This is a genomic window from Ruegeria sp. YTSC192 (assembly GCF_059609705.1).
This window is the reverse complement of sequence record NZ_JBXWMG010000005.1, coordinates 37,530-59,350: the sequence shown is the minus strand read 5'-3', so window position 1 is coordinate 59,350 and position 21,821 is coordinate 37,530. Positions and strand designations below refer to the sequence as shown.

24 protein-coding genes are annotated in these 21,821 nt (G+C 59.0%); 11 read left to right on the top strand and 13 right to left on the bottom strand.

What is annotated here, in order from left to right:
- Positions 1-43: 43 nt before the first annotated feature.
- From AC2FD8_RS08965 to AC2FD8_RS08955, 3 genes are all read left to right on the top strand, one after another.
- The gene (locus AC2FD8_RS08965; RefSeq protein ID WP_496855501.1) at positions 44-946 is read left to right on the top strand and encodes an EamA family transporter; all 903 of its coding nucleotides are present in this window, start codon (positions 44-46) and stop codon (positions 944-946) included.
- Between the two features lie 16 nt (positions 947-962).
- Complete coding sequence (locus AC2FD8_RS08960; protein ID WP_496855499.1) at positions 963-1,568, top strand: inner membrane-spanning protein YciB; 606 nt, start codon at positions 963-965, stop codon at positions 1,566-1,568.
- A 121-nt stretch (positions 1,569-1,689) separates the two neighbouring features.
- Positions 1,690-2,358, top strand: coding sequence for a Crp/Fnr family transcriptional regulator (locus AC2FD8_RS08955; protein WP_496855784.1), 669 nt, complete (start codon positions 1,690-1,692; stop codon positions 2,356-2,358).
- Positions 2,359-2,581: 223 nt separating this feature from the next.
- Here AC2FD8_RS08955 and AC2FD8_RS08950 read toward each other — a convergent pair whose 3' ends face one another.
- From AC2FD8_RS08950 to rpiA, 6 genes are all read right to left on the bottom strand, one after another.
- Complete coding sequence (locus AC2FD8_RS08950) at positions 2,582-4,018, bottom strand: Do family serine endopeptidase (protein WP_496855783.1); 1,437 nt, start codon at positions 4,016-4,018, stop codon at positions 2,582-2,584.
- Between the two features lie 185 nt (positions 4,019-4,203).
- A complete protein-coding gene (locus tag AC2FD8_RS08945; protein WP_496855497.1) occupies positions 4,204-4,398 on the bottom strand; it encodes a DUF2065 domain-containing protein in 195 nt (64 codons plus the stop codon).
- Positions 4,398-5,276 carry a protease modulator HflC gene (gene hflC / locus AC2FD8_RS08940; protein ID WP_496855495.1) on the bottom strand — a complete coding sequence of 293 codons (879 nt, stop codon included), beginning with the start codon at positions 5,274-5,276 and terminating at the stop codon, positions 4,398-4,400. The genes AC2FD8_RS08945 and hflC overlap by 1 nt, the downstream gene beginning before the upstream one ends.
- Positions 5,276-6,421, bottom strand: coding sequence for an FtsH protease activity modulator HflK (hflK, locus tag AC2FD8_RS08935; RefSeq protein ID WP_496855493.1), 1,146 nt, complete (start codon positions 6,419-6,421; stop codon positions 5,276-5,278). The genes hflC and hflK overlap by 1 nt, the downstream gene beginning before the upstream one ends.
- Before the next feature lie 72 nt (positions 6,422-6,493).
- On the bottom strand, positions 6,494-7,852 hold the full coding sequence (gor, locus tag AC2FD8_RS08930) for a glutathione-disulfide reductase (RefSeq protein ID WP_496855492.1): 1,359 nt from the start codon (positions 7,850-7,852) through the stop codon (positions 6,494-6,496).
- A 123-nt stretch (positions 7,853-7,975) separates the two neighbouring features.
- A complete protein-coding gene (gene rpiA, locus AC2FD8_RS08925; RefSeq protein WP_496855491.1) occupies positions 7,976-8,764 on the bottom strand; it encodes a ribose-5-phosphate isomerase RpiA in 789 nt (262 codons plus the stop codon).
- Positions 8,765-8,933: 169 nt separating this feature from the next.
- On the opposite strand from rpiA, the gene AC2FD8_RS08920 reads away from it, so the two are divergent.
- The 4 genes from AC2FD8_RS08920 to AC2FD8_RS08905 are packed head-to-tail and all read left to right on the top strand — an operon-like array spanning position 8,934 to position 12,408.
- Complete coding sequence (locus tag AC2FD8_RS08920) at positions 8,934-9,635, top strand: glutathione S-transferase family protein (RefSeq protein WP_496855782.1); 702 nt, start codon at positions 8,934-8,936, stop codon at positions 9,633-9,635.
- Between the two features lies 1 nt (position 9,636).
- Complete coding sequence (locus AC2FD8_RS08915; protein ID WP_496855489.1) at positions 9,637-11,010, top strand: L-serine ammonia-lyase; 1,374 nt, start codon at positions 9,637-9,639, stop codon at positions 11,008-11,010.
- A 21-nt stretch (positions 11,011-11,031) separates the two neighbouring features.
- Entirely contained in the window at positions 11,032-11,448 is a 417-nt protein-coding gene (locus AC2FD8_RS08910; protein WP_496855487.1) for a GFA family protein, read from the top strand.
- Positions 11,449-11,493: 45 nt separating this feature from the next.
- On the top strand, positions 11,494-12,408 hold the full coding sequence (locus AC2FD8_RS08905; protein WP_496855485.1) for a DMT family transporter: 915 nt from the start codon (positions 11,494-11,496) through the stop codon (positions 12,406-12,408).
- Here the strand turns inward: AC2FD8_RS08905 and AC2FD8_RS08900 are convergent.
- The gene (locus tag AC2FD8_RS08900) at positions 12,353-13,060 is read right to left on the bottom strand and encodes a thiamine diphosphokinase (protein ID WP_496855483.1); all 708 of its coding nucleotides are present in this window, start codon (positions 13,058-13,060) and stop codon (positions 12,353-12,355) included. The genes AC2FD8_RS08905 and AC2FD8_RS08900 overlap by 56 nt on opposite strands.
- 123 nt (positions 13,061-13,183) lie before the next feature.
- Between AC2FD8_RS08900 and AC2FD8_RS08895 the strand changes: the two genes are divergently transcribed.
- Positions 13,184-14,812, top strand: coding sequence for a hypothetical protein (locus AC2FD8_RS08895; protein ID WP_496855481.1), 1,629 nt, complete (start codon positions 13,184-13,186; stop codon positions 14,810-14,812).
- Here AC2FD8_RS08895 and AC2FD8_RS08890 read toward each other — a convergent pair.
- From AC2FD8_RS08890 to nthA, 6 genes are all read right to left on the bottom strand, one after another.
- Entirely contained in the window at positions 14,696-15,130 is a 435-nt protein-coding gene (locus AC2FD8_RS08890) for a hypothetical protein (protein WP_496855479.1), read from the bottom strand. The genes AC2FD8_RS08895 and AC2FD8_RS08890 overlap by 117 nt on opposite strands.
- A gap of 68 nt (positions 15,131-15,198) precedes the next feature.
- Positions 15,199-15,438, bottom strand: coding sequence for a DUF2842 domain-containing protein (locus tag AC2FD8_RS08885; RefSeq protein WP_496855477.1), 240 nt, complete (start codon positions 15,436-15,438; stop codon positions 15,199-15,201).
- A complete protein-coding gene (locus AC2FD8_RS08880) occupies positions 15,438-16,733 on the bottom strand; it encodes an adenylosuccinate synthase (RefSeq protein ID WP_496855475.1) in 1,296 nt (431 codons plus the stop codon). The genes AC2FD8_RS08885 and AC2FD8_RS08880 overlap by 1 nt, the downstream gene beginning before the upstream one ends.
- Before the next feature lie 213 nt (positions 16,734-16,946).
- A complete protein-coding gene (locus tag AC2FD8_RS08875) occupies positions 16,947-17,282 on the bottom strand; it encodes a nitrile hydratase accessory protein (protein ID WP_496855473.1) in 336 nt (111 codons plus the stop codon).
- Positions 17,279-17,956 (bottom strand): nitrile hydratase subunit beta, encoded by a 678-nt coding sequence (gene nthB / locus AC2FD8_RS08870; RefSeq protein ID WP_496855471.1) that lies wholly within the window; start codon positions 17,954-17,956, stop codon positions 17,279-17,281. Before nthB ends, AC2FD8_RS08875 begins: the two co-directional genes overlap by 4 nt.
- On the bottom strand, positions 17,953-18,567 hold the full coding sequence (gene nthA, locus AC2FD8_RS08865; protein ID WP_496855469.1) for a nitrile hydratase subunit alpha: 615 nt from the start codon (positions 18,565-18,567) through the stop codon (positions 17,953-17,955). Before nthA ends, nthB begins: the two co-directional genes overlap by 4 nt.
- 150 nt (positions 18,568-18,717) lie before the next feature.
- Between nthA and secG the strand changes: the two genes are divergently transcribed.
- The 3 genes from secG (at position 18,718) to AC2FD8_RS08850 (ending at position 21,761) form a co-directional block, all read left to right on the top strand.
- The gene (gene secG / locus AC2FD8_RS08860; protein WP_496855467.1) at positions 18,718-19,083 is read left to right on the top strand and encodes a preprotein translocase subunit SecG; all 366 of its coding nucleotides are present in this window, start codon (positions 18,718-18,720) and stop codon (positions 19,081-19,083) included.
- A 160-nt stretch (positions 19,084-19,243) separates the two neighbouring features.
- Positions 19,244-20,887 carry a CTP synthase gene (gene pyrG, locus AC2FD8_RS08855; RefSeq protein ID WP_496855466.1) on the top strand — a complete coding sequence of 548 codons (1,644 nt, stop codon included), beginning with the start codon at positions 19,244-19,246 and terminating at the stop codon, positions 20,885-20,887.
- 97 nt (positions 20,888-20,984) lie between these two features.
- Complete coding sequence (locus AC2FD8_RS08850; protein WP_496855464.1) at positions 20,985-21,761, top strand: isocitrate lyase/PEP mutase family protein; 777 nt, start codon at positions 20,985-20,987, stop codon at positions 21,759-21,761.
- Positions 21,762-21,821 lie beyond the last annotated feature (60 nt).

Sequence of the window (21,821 nt, the reverse complement as noted above, 5' to 3'; positions counted from 1 at the left end):
GCAGACAGCCCCCCACCCTCTCCACCCGCGAAAGACATTGGTATTGAGCGACTGGCTGATCTCTCTCGAAGGCACCGAAGCGGGCCACCAACTTGCGCTTGGCCTCGCCTTGATGGCCGCTTTCCTGCATGCGGTCTTCGGAGCGCTGCAAAAGGGCCGCCACGATCCATGGTTGTCTCGCGGGGCCATCGACGCCTGCTATGGCCTGATGGCCGTCCCTTTCGCCCTTTTCGTGGTGCCGTGGCCCGAAGCTTATATGTGGCCGATCTTCGGTACTGTCTGGCTGATCCACATCGCCTACAAGATCCTGCAGGCGATGGCTTATGCCAAAGGCTCCTACACGGTGGTCTATCCGGTCGTTCGCGGTACCGGCCCGCTGTTCACCGTAATCGGCGCCTATCTGCTGTTCGGAGAAACCTTCACTGGCACGCAATGGTTCGGGGTGGCCGTCCTTCTGGCCGGTATCTTCGGGCTGGCCGCCTATAACCTCCGCTTTCTGGAAACCAACCGCGAGACACTGGGCATCGCTCTCACCTTGGCGATTGCCACCGGCCTCTTCGTGGCGCTCTACACGACCTATGACGCCTATGGCATCCGCGCCACCGCTGATCCGTTCACCTTTCTGGCCTGGTTCTTCATGATCGACGGCGCCGCCATGCCGATCTACGCGTTCCTCAGATGGCGCGCCATGATCAACCGCCCATCCCCCGGCCCGTTGATGCTTCGGGGGCTTGCAGGCGGCTTGATCGCGCCGCTGTCTTTCGGAGCCATCATGCTAGCCACCCGATTGGACAAAGTCGGAGAAGCGGCTGTACTGCGCGAAACATCAACTGTATTTGCAGCCTTGATCGGCTGGCTGGTTTTGAAGGAAACCGTTGGCCCACGGCGCATCGCCCTGATGGCACTGATTGCATTGGGCGCTGTAATTGTTGAAATGGGCGGATAAACAGCAGGACACCACGATGACAGGTAAAAAAGACATCAACCCGTTTCTGAAACAGGTGCTGGAACTGGGGCCTCCGCTGGCCTTCTTCTTCATCTACCTGCGACTGCGCGATGACAGCTTTCTGATCGGCGGAACCGAGTATTCGGGGTTCATCGTGGCCACCATCCTCTTTGTGCCGCTGATGCTGGCGGCAATGGGTATTCTGTGGTTCCTGACGGGCAAGCTCAGCCGGATGCAGATTTTCACTGCTTTCATGGTGATCTTCTTCGGCGGCCTGACCGCCTGGTTCAACGACGAGCGGTTCTTCAAGATGAAAACCACACTGGTTTACGGGTTCTTCTCGGTCATTCTCGGGATCGGATTGCTGCAAGGCAAGTCCTACCTCGCCTACGTTCTGGACGAGATGCTGCCGATGAAGCACGAAGGCTGGATGATCCTGACCCGCCGCCTCTGTGCCTGCTTTGCGGTTCTGGCCGTCGCAAACGAGGTCGTCTGGCGCACAATGTCCACCGATCTGTGGGTCAAGATCGAAACTTTCGCCTTTCCCATCGCGTTGATGGCCTTCCTGATGTTCCAGTTCCACCGCCTGCAAAGCTATCTGGAAGATCCCGATCACCAGTAGGAAGACAAAAGTAATAGTGACATCAATTTGCAGTCCAAGCGCGGAAACCGCTTGGCTTGTTGGCCTTGCTGTGAATAATTGAGTAACCACTCATCATCCTACTCCGGAGATCATGACCCGAATGGCGGTGTTCCCAAATAGCGGCTTCCTATCCGATGCATCCGAAGGCCTGCGCGAGATGCTCTCGGCGTTGGCAACGGAAATCTCTTTGGATAAAAACGAAACCCTGTTCGATCAAGACGACGAAGGCGATGCGCTTTATGCAATTGTAGCGGGGACGCTCGAGGTGTCGTTTCTGGCCATGAGCGGTCGAAAACTGACACTGACCCTGATGCGCCCCGGTGAAGTCTTTGGTGAAATCGCGCTGTTTGACAGCGGCCCGCGCACCGCAACTGTCACCGCGGCAGAGGCGTCCAAGGTTCTGCGTGTCCGCCGTCGTGATGTGATGGATCAGATTCGCCAACACCCCGATCTTGCAGTCGATATGGTTCGGCTGGCTGGTCTGCGCATGCGCTGGATGGGATCGCAACTGAATGAACAGGTCTTCCTTCCCATGCCGATTCGACTGGCGCGCAAACTGCTGCACCTGTCTTCTCTGCAGGACGACCCCACCGAACGCATCACCCTGTCCCAGAGTGAATTGGCCGAATTCGTAGGGGCCACCCGCGAAGCCGTCTCAAAAACCATTTCGACCTGGAAACGCGACAATGTGGTCGAGGCATCGCGCGGTGGATTGCTGATCCACGATTTTGAAGCATTGCGTGCTTTGGCAGAGTCAGACTTAATCTGACCTTTTGTGATCTTGTTCACATACGAATCGAACAGCCATGTCCTAGGGTAAACCTGTTACCGTAGGAGGTCAGTAATCATCCCCGATATCTGTCCACTGATCTCTCCCTGTACCTAAGCCATATGCCCAAAAGGCATATGGCTTATTTTCTTTCTGCAGGACCAAAAAGACATGAAAAAAGGCCGGGGAAACCCCGGCCTTCAACTTCGGCTTTGTGGTGAGCCTAGTTTTCCAGGCTCAGCGCAACAAACCGCGGGTCGCCGCCACGGCGCACCAACAACAGCAGAGATTTGCGGCCGGCTTCGCTGGCCTCTTCCATGCGCGCCTCAAGATCACTGATGGATTCGACCTTCTGCTGACCGGCTTCGGTGATCAGATCACCCGCGCGCAGACCCTTGGCAAAGGCTTCCGAAGCTTCGTCAACCTCGGTCACAACCAGACCGTCCGCCCCGGCGTCCAGCCCCAGATCCTCACGCAGCGTATCTGTCAGCGGTGAAATGGTCAGGCCCAGAATGTCAGCATTTTCGTCGGTCGGCGCATCCGGAGTATCTTCCTCGCCCGCGTCAGCACGCTCAGCATCCTCACGGCGTCCCAAAGTGACCAACACGGTCTGCGTGCCACCATCGCGATGTACGACCACACGAACCGATTTGCCCACGGTCGTCTCACCGACATGACGTACCAGACCGCGTGTGTCCTCGACTTCGGCCCCATCAAAGCTGAGGATCACGTCCCCCGCTTTCAGACCGGCCTCTTTCGCAGGGCCCTCCGGTACATCGCTGATCAGCGCGCCGCCGGGCTTGTCGAGACCCATCGCCTCGGCCATATCCTCGGTCACGTCCTGAATGCGCACGCCCAGCCAGCCACGGCGGGTTTCACCGAACTCACGCAGCTGATCGACAACCTTGGTCACAACATTGGAAGCCATCGAAAACCCGATACCGATCGAGCCTCCGTTAGGCGACAGAATCGCTGTGTTCACACCGATGACCTGACCATCCATGTTGAACAACGGACCGCCCGAGTTGCCCCGGTTGATCGCCGCATCAGTCTGAATGTAGTCATCATAAGACCCGCTCAGCGCGCGGTTGCGGGCCGACACAATACCCGCCGAAACCGAGAATCCCTGCCCCAGCGGATTGCCCATTGCAATCACCCAATCGCCAACGCGGGCCGTGTCGCTGTCGCCAAACTGAACGTATTGCAACGGCCCCGAGGCCTCGACCTTGAGCAGCGCGATATCGGTTTTTTCATCCGTGCCGATGACCTTGGCAGGCAGTTCCTTCACGGGCTGACCGTCACCGGGGAAGAACTCGATCAGGATCTCATCCGCCTCGGCGATGACGTGATTATTGGTGACGATAAAGCCGTCTTCCGAGATCACGAACCCCGATCCCAACGCATTGCTGCGGCGTGGGCGGTCGTCATTGTCACCGTTGCGATCCTGAAACTCGCGGAAGAAATCTTCGAACGGAGAGCCCTCGGGCACGATGCCCTGCGGCCCGGTCTGGCCTTCGATCAGGGTTGATGTGGTGATGTTGACCACTGCCGGGCTGATCTGTTCAGCCAGCGGCGCAAGGCTTTCCCCACGCGCATAAGCCGCAACTGTTTGCGCTGCGATCAGAACCATCGCTCCGAAAGTCAGCCACATCAATCGCATGAAACCAACACCATCGTCCCGCCGGACGGAAATACTGCGCGCTTGTGCCTGCACTTGGGAACTCCTTGTCGTCAATTTCATAAAGACCGCCCTAAGGCAGACTATCTTTCCACCCAATGTAGTCGGTTTGATCACGCTCGCAACTGAGGATCGCGGGGAAATCACCGGCAAGTGAGGTCAGCGCGTCAAAACCCCAACTGATACGCCCCCCAAAGCAGCACCAGACCGCTGACAACACAGAGCAGCCCGGCCAATCGCCGCGCCTGTTCGGGCAGCGTTCGCAGCGCCTCAAGCATACGTTCAATAAGCGAAGGGGCCAGCGCATAGGCCAGCCCCTCGACAATCAGCACCAGCCCGAAGGCCAGAAGGATAATTCCCATTACTGGTTCGCCTGCCCATTGGGCGACTTCAGGTAGTTGAAGAACTCGGAATCCGGGCTGAGAACCATCGAGCTGTTGCCGCCGCCCAGTGCTTTTTCATAAGCGGTAAGCGAACGATAGAACTCGAAGAACTCGGGGTCTGCGCCATAGGCTTCGGCGAAGATCGCGTTGCGCTCGGCGTCAGCCTCACCGCGGATGATCTCGGCTTCACGGTTGGCATCCGAGACCAGTTCAACCACGGTCCGGTCAGCCTGCGCGCGGACACGCTGCGCGGCTTCGTTACCACGGGCGCGCTCATCCGTGGCCTCACGTTCCCGCTCGGCCTTCATCCGGTCAAAGGTCGCCTCAAGGTTGGCCTGCGGCAGATCGGTCGCTTTCAGACGCACGTCAATGACGCTAACACCCAGCGCCCGCGCTTCGGCAATCGCGCTGTTGCGGATCCGCAGCATCAGCGCTGCACGGTCCGAGCTGAGAATATCCCGCGAGGAGACCGAACCCAGAACTTCGCGGGTTTCAGCGCGCAGGATGCTGTCCAGACGATTCTCGGCCACCGGGATGCCACCGACACCAACCGCTTGGCGGAACTGGTTCAGGTCGGCAATCCGATAGCGGGCGAAGGCATCAACCACCAGACGGCGGTCATCCAGAGGTGTCACCTCCAGCGGTTGAACATCGATTGACAGGATACGGTCATCATAGCGCACCACTTCCTGAATCAGCGGAATTTTAAATGCCAGTCCGGGCTCTTCCTTGACTGCAACAACGCGGCCAAATTGCAGAACCAGCGCGCGTTCGCGTTCATCCACGATAAAGATCGAGGACAGAATACCGACAATCGCAAGAAAGACGACGGGTAGAATAAGTGTCGTTTTACGCATCAGTTGCCCTCCTGACCGGAATTGCGGCGCAGTTCGTTCAGCGGCAGGTAAGGTACGACGCCCTGCCCCGAGCCGCCGGTGTTTTCATCAAGGATAATCTTGTCCACATCGCCCAGAACCTGCTCCATCCGTTCAAGATAGAGGCGCTTGCGGGTCACGTCCGGGGCTTTGGAGTACTCTTCCAGAACCGCGCTGAAGCGGCTGGCCTCACCCTGCGCGCTGTTGATCTGCTGCGCGCGATAGCCTTCAGCTTCTTCCAGAACTTGCGCAGCTTCACCGCGCGCTTCCGCGAGAACGCGGTTTGCATAGGCGTCAGCGACATTCTGCAGGCGGTCACGTTCCTGCGCTGCGGCCTGAACGTCGCGGAACGCAGCGATCACATCCTGCGGCGGGTCGGCCTTGTCGAAGTTTACGCGGATGATGTTCACACCCGAATCGTAGCTGTCCATTGTGGACTGGATCAGCTCTTTCAGGCGTTCGCCGATGACACCACGATCCCGGTTCAGGATCGGGGCCAGTTCACTTTGCGCGATAATCTCACGCATGGCCGACTCCGACACTGCACGGATGGTCTGGCGCGGGTCGCGCAGGTTGAACAGGTACTGGGCTGGATCGTTAATGTTCCAGACGACCTGATAGTCGATATCGACCACATTTTCATCGCCCGTCAGCATCAGACCGTCATCGCTGCCGCGATTGCCGCCCATGTCTTCGGTCTGTTCGCGGGTCACCGGGATGACCTCAGCGGTGACAAACGGCCACGGGGCGAAGTTCAGACCGGGATTACCGACCGAAGAGAACTCGCCCAGGAAAAGCTCTACCGACTGTTCTTCAGGTTTCACCGTATAGAAGCTGGCAGCACCCCAAAGACCGATTGCGACCAATGCGCCAATCGCCAAGGTGCCCTTGGTAAAGATCGGACCACCGCCGCCACCGCCTGAACCGTTGCTGCCACGTCCACCGCCGCCACGACCGCCCATGAGGACGCGCAGCTGCTCCTGACCCTTTTTCATCAGCTCGTCAATTTCGGGGATCTGCGGGCTTTCGCCTTCGGGTGGCTTGCGCCCGTCACCGTTATTGCCCCGATTTCCTCCACCACCTGAGGAGCCTCCGCCCCCCCAGGGGCCACCGCTGTTGCCCGCCATATGAGTCTTTTCCCTTGTGTTTGACCGTGTGATCACGGTGTTCCTTGTAACTTGGTTGCGCGCAGTTGCAAATCAAGCCGTGCGTACAGGTTGCCGCATTGTCACCAGTTCTTCGGCCATGACCGGGTGAACTGCAACCGTACGGTCGAAATCTTCCTTGGTCGCGCCCATTTTGACGGCGATGCCCGCAAGCTGGATCATCTCACCCGCGCCCGGCGCCACGATATGGCAGCCCAGTACCTTGCGCGTGGCCTGAGACACGATCAGCTTCATCAGAACCCGCTGAATGCCACCGGCAAAGGATTTCTGCATCGGCTTGAACGAGGTCGCATAGACCTCAACCGGTTCCTGTGCGGCCGCCTCTTCCTCACTCAGGCCCACGGTGCCGAATTCGGGCTGGGTGAAAATCGCGGTCGGGATCAGTTCATGATCTACTGGCGTCGGGTTGCCTTTGAAGACAGTCTCGACAAAAGCCATGCCTTCGCGGATCGCAACCGGGGTCAGGTTTACGCGGTCGGTCACATCACCAATCGCATAAATCGAGGGCACACCTGTCTGGCTGTACTCATCGACAATGATCTCACCCTTGCGGCCCCGTTCGACGCCCACGGCCTCAAGCCCCAGATTGTCGGCATTCGGAGCGCGCCCGGTGGCATACATGACCACGTCGTAGTGATCCTCGGTCCCGTCGGTGGCTTTGACGCGGATCTTGGCGCCCTCTTTTGTCATCTCAAGTACATTGGTGCCCAGACGCACGTCGATGCCGTTCTGGCGCATCTCTTCACAGATCAGGCCGCGCGCTTCTTCATCGAACCCGCGCAGTATCTGCGCACCGCGGTAGAACTGGGTGGTCTTGACGCCCAGCCCGTTCATGATCCCGGCAAATTCACTGGCAATATAGCCGCCGCCAACGATCAGGATGCTTTCGGGCAGTTTCTCAAGGTGGAAGATTTCATTCGAGGTGATTGCCAGATCCGAGCCGGGGAAATCCGGAACAACCGGGCGGCCACCCGTCGCAATCAGGATATGCTTGGCGGTTTTGCGCGTGCCGTCGGCCAGTTCAACCGTATGCGGATCGACCACATGGGCGCGCTGATCAAAGCTCTCGACGCCGTTGTTTTTCAAGATGTTGCGATAGATACCTTCCAGCCGGTCCAATTCCGTCACCAGCTTGCCGTGGAAGGTGTTCCAGTCGAACGCACCGGGCTGGATGTCCCAGCCGAAAGCCTGCGCGTCACCGACCATGCCCGAAAATTCGCTGGCGAAGACCATCAGTTTCTTTGGAACGCAGCCACGGATAACACAGGTGCCGCCATACCGATCCTCTTCTGCCAGCGCCACTTTGGCACCGTTTTCGCCCGCCGCCACACGCGCCGCGCGGACCCCGCCCGAGCCTCCGCCGATTACGAAGAGATCATAGTCAAAGCTCATGCTGGGTTCCTTCATTCAGCTTGCAAAATTCTTTGGATATCTGGGCGCGAAAACCGCCCTGCCAACCCCCAAAGGCGCAAATTTCGGTATATTTCACCACGTCTTCGGGATGCCGCCTGCCACTCAGTCCGAAAAATCCGAAAACAGGTTGTCCTTGGCACCCCCAAGGAACTGATCCAGTTCAACGGTTCCCGCATTGATGTCGCGCAGCGCGACGCGGCCATCGCCGTAGCCCACAACCACCTTGTCGCAGATGTCTATGAACAGCCCGTTCTCGACCACACCCGGCACCTGGTTCAAAACCAGCGCCATCTGTCGGGCATTGCCGATCCGCTGCAGATGCAGGTCGAGGATATGGTTGCCCTCATCGGTCACAAATGGGGCCTCACCATTCATCCGAAGGGCCGAGTTGGTGCCCAGCACATCCATCGTGTCCAGCACTTCTTCGATCAGCGTTCGCGTCGTCTGCCAGCCAAAGGGGATCACCTCAACCGGCAGCGGGAATGCGCCCAGCGTTTCGACCTCTTTCCCGGCATCTGCGATCACCACCATCTGGTCGCTGGCCGTTGCCACGATCTTTTCCTGTAGATGCGCGCCACCGCCGCCCTTGATCAGGTTCAGATCACCGTCGAACTCATCCGCGCCGTCAATCGTCAGGTCCAGCCACCCGGCCTGATCCAGCGACACGACCTCGATCCCGACCTCACGCGCCAGTTGCGCGGTCCGGGTCGAGGTGGGTACACCTTTGATGCGCAACCCCTCTTCCTGAACGCGCTCGCCCAGACGACGGACAAGCCATGCAGCGGTCGATCCGGTACCCAGCCCGACCCGCATTCCGTCTTCGACCATATCGGCCGCGCGGCACGCCGCAACGTATTTGGCTGTGTCTATCGGTGACAAATCCGCGGTCATTGGCAGTCTTCCCCAAGTGGTCTGCAAGACTTATATGCAATGCTCAACCCAACTTCGAGACCCAATTCACCTCGCCCTGCCATGAAAGATGTTGCTCAATTGCGCGTTTCCGATAGGAAACGTCGCAAACAAGGCTTTTCTGGTGACCGTTGCCGTATATCTAGACCGTATGATGACGCCTTATCGCCTGCACTTTGCCCCTGACAACGCCTCGCTGGTGATCCGGCTGGCGCTGGACGAATTGAACCAGCCCTATGAGACGATGCTGGTTGATCGCCGCCAGAACGCGCAGGACAGTGCAGCCTACCGGGCGCTGAACCCGAACGGGCTGATCCCGGTGCTCGAAACCCCTCAGGGGCCGATATTCGAGACGGCAGCCATTCTGCTTTGGTTGGCGGACACCCACAGGCAACTTGCGCCCTCCGTGGATGCGCCTGACCGGGCCGCCTTTCTGAAATGGCTGTTTTTTGCATCAAACACGCTCCATGCAGACCTGCGCGTCCTGTTCTATGCTGAAAAATACATAGACCCAGAACAGGCCGAGACTTTGCGAGCCGGGATACGTCCAAGGCTGCGCAGCCATTTGCAAAATCTGGATGCGGTCGCCGCGCAGGCACCGAATTGGTTCAGCGCTGATCAGCCGTCGGTTCTGACATACTATATCGCCTGCATGATGCGGTGGATGGCGCTTTATCCGTCCAAAGCCGATTACAGTTGGTATCAACTGGCCGACACGCCTTATCTTCAGCGCATCCTGACAAGGCTGGAGATGCGCCCCGCAACTCGTTTGGCCATCGCCGCCGAAGGTCTTGGGGCCACGCCATTCACCTCACCCATCTATGCCAACCCTTCTGAAGGCTCAGCTACCTGACATGTTCCTCTCTGTCTTCGATATGTTCAAAGTGGGCATCGGCCCGTCCTCGTCCCACACCATGGGCCCCATGGTGGCCGCCGCGCGTTTTCTGGACATGATGCGCGCGTCGCCGTTTGAATTTGCCGGGTTGCGCGGCTCGCTGCACGGCTCGCTCGCATTTACCGGGGTGGGTCACGCCACCGACCGCGCCACCATCCTTGGCCTCGCCGGTTTCCTGCCGGACACCTATGACAACGACAAGGCCGTGGCCGCACTGGCCGCGATTGCTGAGACGCACACGGTAACGCCCGAGGGGCTGCCGACGCTGGCCTTCAACCCCAAAACCGATCTGGTCTTTGACTACGATCACAACCTAGCCGGTCACGCCAACGGCATGATCCTGATGGCGACGGATGCGCAGGGCGATGTGATCCTGCGGCAGGTCTTCTACTCGATCGGTGGCGGCTTTGTTCTGACCGAAGAGGAACTGGCCGCTGGCAAGGCTACTGACGAAGGCGCGCCTGTGCCCTTCCCCTTCAAGTCCGCCGTCGAGATGTTGGAGATGGCCAAGTCCAGCGGCAAGTCCATTGCCGAAATGAAACGCGCCAACGAAATCGCACGTGGCTGCGCGGATAGCTTTGCCAAAGGCTCTGCCCGGCTTTGGCAGGTCATGAATGACTGTATCGAGCGTGGATTGACCACCGATGGCATCCTGCCCGGCGGCCTCAGCGTGCGTCGCCGTGCCAAGGGTATATATGATGCGCTGATGGCCGAGCGCGGTATGAACCTGACCGCGCCGCACACCATCAACGATTGGATGAGCGTCTATGCCATGGCCGTGAACGAGGAAAACGCGGCCGGAGGTCAGGTGGTCACCGCACCAACCAACGGTGCGGCGGGCGTTTTGCCTGCAGTGCTGCGCTATTACCTCGACCACGTGCCCGGCGCGTCGGAAAGCCATATCGAGGATTTCCTTCTGACCGCAGCTGCCATTGGAGGGCTGGTGAAATTCAACGCCTCGATCTCGGGAGCTGAGGCGGGATGTCAGGCCGAAGTGGGCAGTGCCTCGGCGATGGCGGCGGCTGGTCTTTGCGCCGTGATGGGTGGTACGCCCGAGCAGGTGGAAAACGCGGCTGAAATCGCGCTGGAGCATCATCTGGGCATGACCTGCGATCCGGTCGCGGGGCTGGTTCAGGTGCCATGCATCGAGCGCAATGGTCTTGGCGCAATCAAGGCCGTTTCGGCCGCGTCTCTTGCATTGCGCGGGGATGGCCAGCATTTTGTACCTCTCGACGCAGTGATCGAAACCATGCGTCAGACCGGGCATGATATGCATGAGAAGTACAAAGAAACCTCATTGGGTGGTTTGGCCGTAAACGTCCCGAACTGCTGAGGTCAGACAGGAGGTGGCGAAATGCGTGGACATTGTTTGTGTGGCAAGGTCGCGTATGAAGTTGATCCTCCGGTCTTGTCCTGCGTCTCCTGCCATTGCGACAGTTGCCGCCGCCAGTGTGCCGCCCCTATGACGACCTATTTCGGGGTACGCGACGGCCAATGGCGCTGGACCGGAGAAGAACCGAAGCGCTTCAACTCTTCGCCTGGGGTCGAGCGGAGCTTCTGCCCGCATTGCGGAACACCAATCTCGTTTCGGTCGACCAATATGTCGGACATTCTTCATCTTTATGTCGCTACTCTGGAGAACCCCGAAGCCTTGGAGCCAACTCTTCATGTATCACATGAAGAGAAGCTGAATTGGCTGAAACTGGACGATGATCTGCCCACCTGCATCGGCCCGGACTACACCAAGGTTCAACCCCTGCCGAAGGCTTGAGAACAGAGCTTTTCTCGGCCTCGGCAAACCGCTAGCGTCGCGGGCATGACTAAGGATCGTCCCGTTTTCGGCATCGTATTGATGCTTGGTTTCTGCGTGCTTGCCCCGATGGGAGATGCGCTGGCAAAGCTGTTGGGGGAAACAACCCCGCTGGCGCTGTTGGTCTTCGTGCGTTTTGCCATTCAGGCGGCGATCCTTGTGCCAATGGTTGCACTGACGGGCAGGCCGTGGCGCATGCGGGGCCGCATCCTGCGGCTGACCGTGATCCGCACGCTTTTACACATCGCAGGCATCACGGCGATGTTCTCGGCGTTGCAGTTCCTGCCGCTGGCCGATGCGGTCGCCATCGCCTTTGTGATGCCCTTCATCATGCTGCTGCTCGGCAAGTACATATTGAACGAAGAGGTCGGACACCGCCGCCTTGCGGCCTGTATCGTCGGGTTCGCCGGAACCCTTCTGGTCATTCAGCCCAGCTTTGCCGAAGTCGGGCTGCCCGCGCTTTTGCCCCTGATCGTCGCCGTCGTCTTTGCCTTTTTCATGCTGGTCACGCGACAGATCGCCAAGGAAACCGACCCGATGTCCCTGCAGGCCGTCTCGGGCGTGTTTGCCACGATCCTGCTGCTGCCGCTTCTGATCTGGGGAACGCAGTCTGAGATCTGGGTGCTGTCATTCACCCTCCCCTCGGGCAACGAACACTGGCTGCTTCTGTCGATCGGGGTGCTGGGCACTGTCGCCCATCTGCTGATGACATGGTCGCTGCGCTATGCGCCTTCGGCCACGCTGGCACCGATGCAGTATCTGGAGATCCCCGTCGCCACCCTGATCGGCTGGCTGATCTTTCACGACCTGCCGAACGGTTTGGCTGCGCTTGGCATCCTGATCACGATCGCAGCAGGTCTCTATGTTATTCTGCGTGAGAGGGCCACGGCGCGCTCTGCCCCGACTGAAACGCCTGCATGACCTGATCCAGCGCGCTGCGCGGCACCATCACCAGCATTCCCGGGCCGTCCATCTGCAGTTCAACCTTTGAAATGACACGGTTCGAAGTCCCCACCTGCCCGCTCGGATCGAAGTGAAGGCCTTCGATCGGCCACTCCAACCCACGGCTGCGCCCGGTGACATGTTTCAGAGGAAAGAGAGAAACGACCGCGCCCGGCGTCAATTCCAATACCATGCCGGGCGGCGCGTGAAACACGATCTCATGTGCGCCGATCAGCACGCAGGCCTTGTCCGGGTATCGAACCAGAGTATTCAGGACCGCCAATTGGTGATCCAGCCGCCCTCCCAGAAATCCGGCCCCAAGCACCAAAGGGGCCTGCACGCTGCGCAGCGCCTTGTCGAAATCCGTGCTGTCCTGTTCCGCAATCGGAAAAAGGCGATCTTTCGGAATGCGGGTTTTGACTTCCGGCGGTATTGAATCGAAATCGCCGATCACGGCGTCCGGAATCCGCCCCGAATCAACCAAAACCGAGGCTCCGCCATCTGCTGCAACCACGGATGTGACGCGATTCAGCACCAAATTCAGGTCCTCAGGACCGATCTGCCCCCCTCCAAACAGCCCGATTGGGCCCTTGGAACGTACAATTACCTTAATTTTTCTCGGATTGATCATTTTTTCCGGATTTGGACACATTGAGACCACAAAATGATAGATTCATGCAATTGGTTCCGAGTCGATCGGGTTGCCCCTGTCCGGGCGGATCGGCTCAGTTAGTTTGTAGAGGACGCATGTCTGATGGTACAGAACAACAAGGTATTAACAGTTTCCTATGGGACTTTCTCCTGCACGCTGGAAGGGTTCGACGACTCCTTCGAGACGATGAAGGCCATAGCCGAATACTTCCGCGATCTTGCGGCAGAAGACAGATACTTTGGGTCTGAACCACCACAGCCTGACGCCGAAATGCTGACACGGATTGCGCAACGCGACGGCACGCAACAGATCGAAGCCCGCCCAAGCGATACCGGTCTGGTTTTGCGCGCCTCGGAAACGCCCCCCACTGCTGATATACCCCCTCCCCCTGAAGCGACCCGGCCACAGGATAACGCCATGCCCCCCTCGCCAGATTTGAATGATGTCCAGCAGACCCCCTCTGCGACATCAGAAATAGACCCAGCCGCGTCCTTCTTTTCCGAGACCGTGCCAGCCGAAGCCGACCCGGACCCCGCACCCGACAGTCTGGCCGCCAAGCTGCAACGCATTCGGGCGGTCGTTTCGCATTCGGATGTGAACGCGGACAGCTATGCCGAGGAAGAAGCCGCACCCCTGACGGCCAACGCCCCAGCCCCCCTGGACGCTGTCTCTGCCGCTTTCGCCGCAGGTTCGCTCAGCCCCGAAGACCTGCAGCCTCAGCCCGCGGCCCCCACCGAAGAACCTATCGTTGAGGCCGCGCCCATCGAAGAAGCACAAGCGCCTGAAATGCCTGAGGCTCAGGGCGGGGATGCCGCGCCGCTCGTTTTGCAAGATGAGACCCCAGTGCAAACCGAAAGTGAAGACGCAATAGAAGAAGAGACCCCCGAGGTGATCTGTGCCGAATTCGACGAAGACACAGATGAGGCGACCGCTGACAGCGATGAGGTTGAAAACATCCTCAGCCAGACGGACGACGCCGAAGACAGCCAGCAAGGTCTTCTGTCTGCTGAAGACGAAGAAAGCCTGTTTCTGGAGATTTCCGAGATCGAAGAGGAAATGGATAGGCAGTCGCCCATGGCGTCCTCGGATCTGGATCAGGACGTTTCGCGCCTGATGGCAAAAGCGGACGAGCAGATGGAGGATCCGGCCTCCAGCGACACGCGTGAGGCTTACTCACATCTGCGCACGGCCGTTGCCGCAACCTCGGCCGAAGATGTGACCCAGAAAGCCGCAACTGATGAGGAGTATCGCGGCGATCTGGCATCAGTCGTCAGCCCCCGCCGCCCGGATGATGTGCAGGTCACCAGCAAACGCCCCGGTGCGGACACGGCGACCCCTCTGAAACTGGTCGCAGAACAGCGCATCGATGACCCCAATGCGGATGCAGGCCCGGTGACCCCCCGCCGCGTCACCACGGATCAGACCGAAGATGCGACGGAAGAAAGCGGTTTTGCCCAGTTCGCTCAGGATCAGGGCGCGCAGTCCCTGTCCGACCTTCTCGAAGCTGCTGCGGCCTATTTGTCGTTCATCGAAGGGCAAGAGCAATTCTCGCGCCCGCAATTGATGAACAAGGTTCGCTCGTTGAAACAGGATGAGTTCAATCGCGAAGAAAGCCTAAAGTCCTTCGGGCAGCTTCTGCGCGACGGCAAAATCGAAAAAGCCGGAGGTGGCCGTTTCGCCGCCTCTACCCAGATCGGTTTCCGCCCGGATGATGAACGCGCGGCCGGTTAAAACCGTTCGTATCGCAGCCAACAACAAGGTCGGGTCTTCGCCCGGCCTTTTTTCATGGCACATCGCGAGGTCGGAATTTCGGTGAAAGATCAGAAGTTGAACGCAAGCGCGACGTAAAGCGCTGTTGAGAATATTGAAGATAGAAGTGCTGCCGTCGATGGGTGGGTTACGACCGATATCAAGTGATGTACGAAAATCCGGCCCCCAGATATAAGGCGCTACGGTGTATTTCCAATCGCTTGCTTGTGCCGAACTTGTCAGCGCAAGCCCCCCGAACAGCACGGAAAAACAGTTTTTCTTGTCAAAATTCAGAAACATAATCTGCCCCAATTTCGCATTGAGGCAGAGTGTCAAGGCAGTCGCACCAACGCAACTGCCGCATGAGTTCAGGAATCGTCCGGATCTTCTTTGCCGACACCTTTGAAAACGAACTTGAAAGGCAAAGCCCACAGAATGCCCAGCGCCACGTAAACCAGCAGCTCTAGCCAGATCGGAGGACGATCCAGCCAGTTCACCACAGTGACCACGGCGACAATATAGACAGGCAGGCCGATCACCAGAATGAACAGAGACCAACGCCTGCGCGCCTTGTAGCTAAGGCCGGGTGCTTTATCATCCGACGACATCAGTCTGCAAACGGGTCGGTCACCAGAATGGTGTCGTCCCGCTCCGGGCTGGTGGACAGCAGCGCCACAGGGCATTCGATCAACTCTTCAACCCGGCGTACATATTTGATCGCGTTCGCGGGCAGATCAGCCCAGCTGCGCGCGCCTTCGGTGGATTCGCTCCAACCGGGCATTTCTTCGTAGACAGGCTTACAACGCGCCTGCTGATCGGCAGCGGTCGGCAGATAGTCCAGACGTTCTCCGTCCAACTCGTAGCCGGTACATATCTTCAGCGTTTCGAACCCATCCAGAACATCAAGCTTGGTAAGAGAGATGCCGTTCACCCCGCTCGTCGCACAGGTCTGGCGCACCAGACAGGCATCGAACCAGCCGCAGCGACGCTGACGACCAGTGGTCGTGCCGAATTCGTGCCCACGCTCGCCCAGTCGCTGACCGTCAGCATCTTCAAGCTCGGTCGGGAACGGCCCCTCACCCACACGGGTCGTGTAGGCTTTGACGATCCCCAACACGAAGTCGATCGAGCCCGGCCCGATCCCCACGCCGGTCGCCGCTTGACCGGCAATCACGTTCGAAGATGTCACAAAAGGATAGGTACCAAAGTCGATATCCAGCAGCGCACCTTGCGCGCCTTCGAACAGGATACGTTTGCCCGCCTTTCGTTTTTCGTTGAGAACCTTCCAGACCGGAGCCGCAAAGGGCAGAATTTCCGCTGCAATTTCCTTCAGCTGCGCCAAAAGAGCATCGCGGTCAACAGGTTCAATCCCCAGACCTTTGCGCAACGGATCATGATGCTGCAAAGCACGGTCAACACGGGCTTCCAGCGTCGCCTCATCGGCAAGATCCGCAACACGCACGGAACGGCGCCCAACCTTGTCTTCATAAGCCGGGCCAATCCCGCGCCCCGTGGTGCCGATCTTGGTTCCTTTGCTCGCGGCTTCCTCGCGCGCGCGGTCCAGCTCGCCATGGATCGGCAGGATCAAAGGTGTGTTCTCGGCAATCATCAGCGTCTCTGGCGTGATCTCAACGCCCTGCGCGCGCACAGTCCCGATCTCTTTGATCAAGTGCCACGGATCCAGAACGACACCATTGCCGATCACACTAAGCTTACCGCCGCGTACAACGCCCGAAGGCAACGCGTGCAGTTTGTAAACCTCGCCATCAATAACCAGAGTGTGGCCGGCATTGTGCCCGCCCTGAAAACGCGCGATCACGTCTGCCCGCTCGCTGAGCCAGTCGACAATCTTGCCTTTTCCTTCGTCACCCCATTGGGCGCCGACAACAACCACATTGGCCATATCCGGTCCTTTTCGCGAAAAGATATCAAACTCGGCTGATATAACGAGGCTCAGACGGTAGGGAAACCGATATTTCGCCGCAGCTGAAAATCGCGCTGCGCGCGATGCCTCCGGCGGGGATATTTTTAGCCAGATGAAGAACGGATCCGCTGCTTCATCTGGCCGGAAATATCCCGGGGGAGTCGCCAAAGGCGGCGGGGGCAGCGCCCCCTACTAGCTTTGCGGCAAACGCACCGATTTGCCGTGAGGCGTAGTCAGATAAGCTGTTTCCCAAGCGCTTTGCAGCAAGGTGACCTCATCCGCGGGGGCATCCCCTTGTTCAGCCAACAAGGCCTCAAGGGTTTCTAGCCATGCGTGGAAATAGTCATCCCCGCCATCCAATTCTTTGTTCAGACCGTTCCGTTTCAATGTTTGCGAAAACCTGTCTGCCCAGTCGGTCCAGTCAAAACGCCCCGCCTCGTTCAGCGCGACGGTGACCGCAAAAACCTGGGCATGCCAGGGTTCTGAGAACACAGGCTCTGGGGCGGCGGCTGTGATGCAGTTGCTCATGCAGGCTCCAGATAAGATTGCCACAGGTCCAGCACCACCTCATCCCTTGGGTGTTCCGGATCGGCCCATAACTCGGACGCCAGGAACGAAACGGCGTAGAGAGGTTCTGGTGCCTCTCCCAGCCCGTGGGCATTGGAATCGGGCAGAACATGCGTGCCGTGCAGGCGAACAATCCGGCCTTGTGCCCCAGCGGCGTAGTTTGGCAAACGCGTGTGCCCACCATCCACCAAACAGTTCGCGGCGGGTCGCACTGTTTGTACCATCTGCCCGACCTCGAACTGTACCGCGATGTTCGAGTTGCGGTCCGCAGGACCGCCTTTGGCCAATGCAGCTGCGACGGCTTGCGCTTTCAGCATGCGGTCCGCCAGTGGATGATCCTCGACCGAGGTTTCTCCGCGCAGGTCTTCGAGGGTCAGCACCCCTTTGGCGACCAACAGATCGGCCAGCCCAGAGATCCATTTCTCATAATAGGAAAACCGGGTGTAGTCCTTCGGCGACAGCTGCTCGCGCGCGTGGCGCGATGTGTCGATGTTCCACTGCCCCAAAAAGCCCGAGGCCAGCGTTACGGCCAAGGCCCGCGCGTGCCAGTCCTCAGCAAAAATGGGGGCATCTTCGGCTTCTGGGTTGACCGGGCCGTCGCCAAAACGCCCTCCCATATCATGAACGCGCGTCATGATGCCTCCTTGGGCAGGCCCGTGCCGATCATGCTGTCGCGCGTGACCAAAGCGGCCAGTTCCTCTTCGCCCAGACCTTCTGTGCCCTCGGGGCGCATCGGCAGCACGAGATAGCGAATCTCGGCCGTGGAGTCCCAGACGCGTACCGCCGTGTCCTCGGCCAGCGTCACACCAAACTCAGCCAGTATCTTGCGCGGCTCGCGCACGGCGCGTGCGCGGTAGGCGTCGGATTTATACCAACCGGGCGGAATACCCAGCAGCGGCCATGGGTAGCAACTGCAAAGGGTGCAGACGACCATGTTGTGTTGCTCCGGCGTGTTTTCGACCACCACCATATGTTCGCCCTGACGACCATAGTATCCGAGCTCGGCCACGACTGGCGTCGCATTCTCAAGCAATGCCGCTTTGAACGCAGGATCGCTCCAGGCTTTGGCGACAACACGCGCTCCGTTCTGCGGGCCGATCTTGTTCTGGTAGGTGTCGATGATTTCATCCAGCGCCGCCGGGTCGATCAAACCCTTCCGGGTCAGAATCGTTTCGAGCGCTTTGACGCGCAGCGCGGGTTCGGGGGGCAGCAAGGCGTGCGGGTGGTCAGAATGATCATGAGGCATGGCCGCAGGGTGCGCCAAGCTTGACCGATCTGTCCAGACCCTTTGGCGTGATGTGCAACATCATCAGTTGTGATGGCAACTCGTGACTTGCCCCCAGAACCAAACTTGCATAAGTACCACGCGATACACGCACCCCTGTACAGGACCACCATGGAAAACGTCGTTCTCATCATCCATCTTCTTCTGGCTCTGGGCCTGATCGCCGTCGTTCTGATGCAGCGGTCCGAGGGAGGCGGTCTTGGCATGGGTGGCGGTGGCGGCGGTGCCATGACAGGCCGCGCAGCTGCGACAGCCCTGGGCAAGGTCACCTGGATTCTGGCCGCTTGCTTTATCGTCACCTCGATCACCCTGACGATTCTGGCGGCGCAGAAGTCCTCGGGCAGCTCGGTCATCGACCGTCTGGGCGTTTCGGCCCCGGCAGCTACGGAAGAAAGCACACCTGCGGTTCCGTCCGCAGATGACTTGCTGCCACCGGCTCAGGGTGACGATGCTCCGCTGATCCCGCAGGCTGACTAAGCCACAAAACCTAGAAACCTGAAAGAGAACTGCAACAGCATCTTGCGGTTCTCTTGCGCTTTCGGCGCGAATCCTTTATACGTGAAGTCCCGTGATGCAGCGGTTTTTCGGAACCGTCGGGCAGCAGATTTTGACGTCTCACGGGAGCAGCCGAAAAAACATGGCGCGTTTTATTTTCATCACTGGTGGTGTGGTTTCGTCCTTGGGCAAAGGATTGGCTTCGGCGGCGTTGGGATCGCTGTTGCAGGCCCGGGGATATTCGGTGCGTCTGCGCAAGCTGGACCCCTATCTGAACGTCGACCCCGGTACCATGTCGCCTTTCGAGCATGGCGAGGTTTTTGTTACCGATGACGGGGCCGAAACCGATCTGGACCTTGGTCACTATGAGCGTTTCACCGGCGTAGCCGCACGCAAGACCGACTCAGTCAGTTCGGGACGGATTTATTCCAACGTGTTGGAAAAAGAGCGGCGCGGAGACTACCTCGGCAAGACCATTCAGGTCATCCCGCACGTCACCAACGAAATCAAGGACTTCATCTCCATCGGCGAGGATGAGGTCGATTTCATGCTGTGTGAAATCGGCGGCACCGTGGGCGATATCGAAGGCCTGCCCTTCTTTGAAGCCATCCGTCAGTTCAGCCAGGACAAGCCGCGCGGTCAGTGCCTGTTCATGCACTTGACTCTGCTACCCTATATCAAGGCGTCTGGTGAGTTGAAGACCAAGCCGACCCAGCATTCGGTGAAAGAGCTGCGCTCGATCGGTCTGGCCCCGGATATTCTGGTTTGCCGGTCCGAAGGGCCGATCCCTAAGAAAGAACGTGAAAAGCTGGCCCTGTTCTGCAATGTACGCCCCGATAGCGTGATCGCGGCGCAAGATTTGTCGACCATCTACGACGCGCCTTTGGCCTATCACAAGGAAGGTCTGGATCAGGCGGTTCTGGACGCGTTCCAGATCAGCCCTGCCCCCAAGCCCGATCTGGCAAAATGGGAAGACGTCAGCGACCGTATCCACAACGCCGAAGGCGCGGTGAAGGTTGCCATCGTGGGCAAATACACCCAGCTTGAAGACGCCTATAAGTCGATCGCCGAGGCACTGACCCATGGCGGCATGGCCAACCGCGTCAAGGTCAAGGTGGAATGGGTCGATGCCGAGGTATTCGACACCGAAGATGCCGCCCCCCATCTGGAAGGATTCCACGCTATTCTTGTGCCCGGCGGGTTCGGAGAGCGCGGCACCGAAGGCAAGATCAAGGCGGCGCAATACGCACGTGAACATAAAGTGCCTTACCTGGGCATCTGTCTGGGCATGCAGATGGCCGTGATCGAAGCTGCGCGAAATGTGGCTGGCATTGCCGAAGCCGGGTCCGAGGAATTCGACCACGAGGCCGGTAAGAAACGGTTTGAGCCGGTGGTTTATCACCTCAAGGAATGGGTTCAGGGCAACCACAAGGTCGAACGCAAAGTGGGCGACGACAAGGGCGGCACAATGCGTCTTGGGGCCTATAACGCGGTTCTGGCCGAAGGTTCGAAAGTCGCGAATGTCTATGGCGGTACCCAGATCGAGGAACGTCACCGTCACCGCTATGAGGTCGACATCAAATATCGCGAGCAGCTTGAAAAAGCGGGCCTGAACTTCTCGGGCATGTCGCCCGATGGCCGCCTGCCCGAGATTGTCGAATGGTCGGATCACCCGTGGTTCATCGGCGTTCAATACCACCCCGAGTTGAAATCCAAGCCGTTTGACCCGCATCCGCTGTTCCGCGACTTCGTACGCGCGGCCAAGGACAGCTCTCGCCTGGTGTGATCCGGTCGCTGCAACGTGATGTACCGACACAATTAAGCGCTTAGCAATCTGGCGTCATGGGATTAACTGTTGAACGAGCTTCGACAGGAGATACCCCATGACGACACAAGCCCAGCGTGCTGAGACTTTCACCCGCCTTCATATCAAAGGCGATCCCGTCATCCTGTTCAACATCTGGGACGTAGGCAGTGCCGCCGCGGTGCGCGACGCAGGCGCACAGGCGATCGCGACAGGTAGCGCCCCTGTTGCGATGGCACAAGGCTATGCGGACGGGCAGCACATCCCACTGGAAGTCGCGCTGGACAATGCCAAGCGCATCGTCAGCGCCGTTGATCTGCCCGTCACGCTGGACTTTGAAGGGGCTTATGCCGTTGATCCTGCGGATATCACTGAAAATACAGCGCGCGCGTTGGATTGCGGTGTCGTGGGCTTCAACTTCGAAGATCAAGTCATCGGCGGAGACGGCCTTCATGCCATCCCCGATCAAGCCGCGCGCATCGACGCGATGCGCAAGGCCTGCGACGCGGCTGGTATCCCCGCCTATATCAACGCCCGCACGGATATCTTCCTGAAAGCACCGGCCGACACGCATGATTCTGCCATGTTAGAGGACGCCATTGCCCGCGCCGCCGCCTTCCAATCCGCAGGCGCCAGCGGGTTCTTCGCGCCCGGTCTGAAAGATCAGGCCATGATCCGAGAATTGTGTGAGGCCACAGAGTTGCCGGTCAACATCATCGCTCTGCCCGGAACGCCGGATTCAGCGACACTCGCCAGGCTGGGCGTGGCCCGGATCAGCTATGGCCCTGTGCCCTATCGCCAGATGATCGCATGGCTGACAGATCAGGCGCGTCAGGCAATCGGCTACGCTGGCTAAGCTCGACTTGCAATTCCAACGCAAACTCCGCACCTTGCCCTGAACCGAAACGGGAGGGAA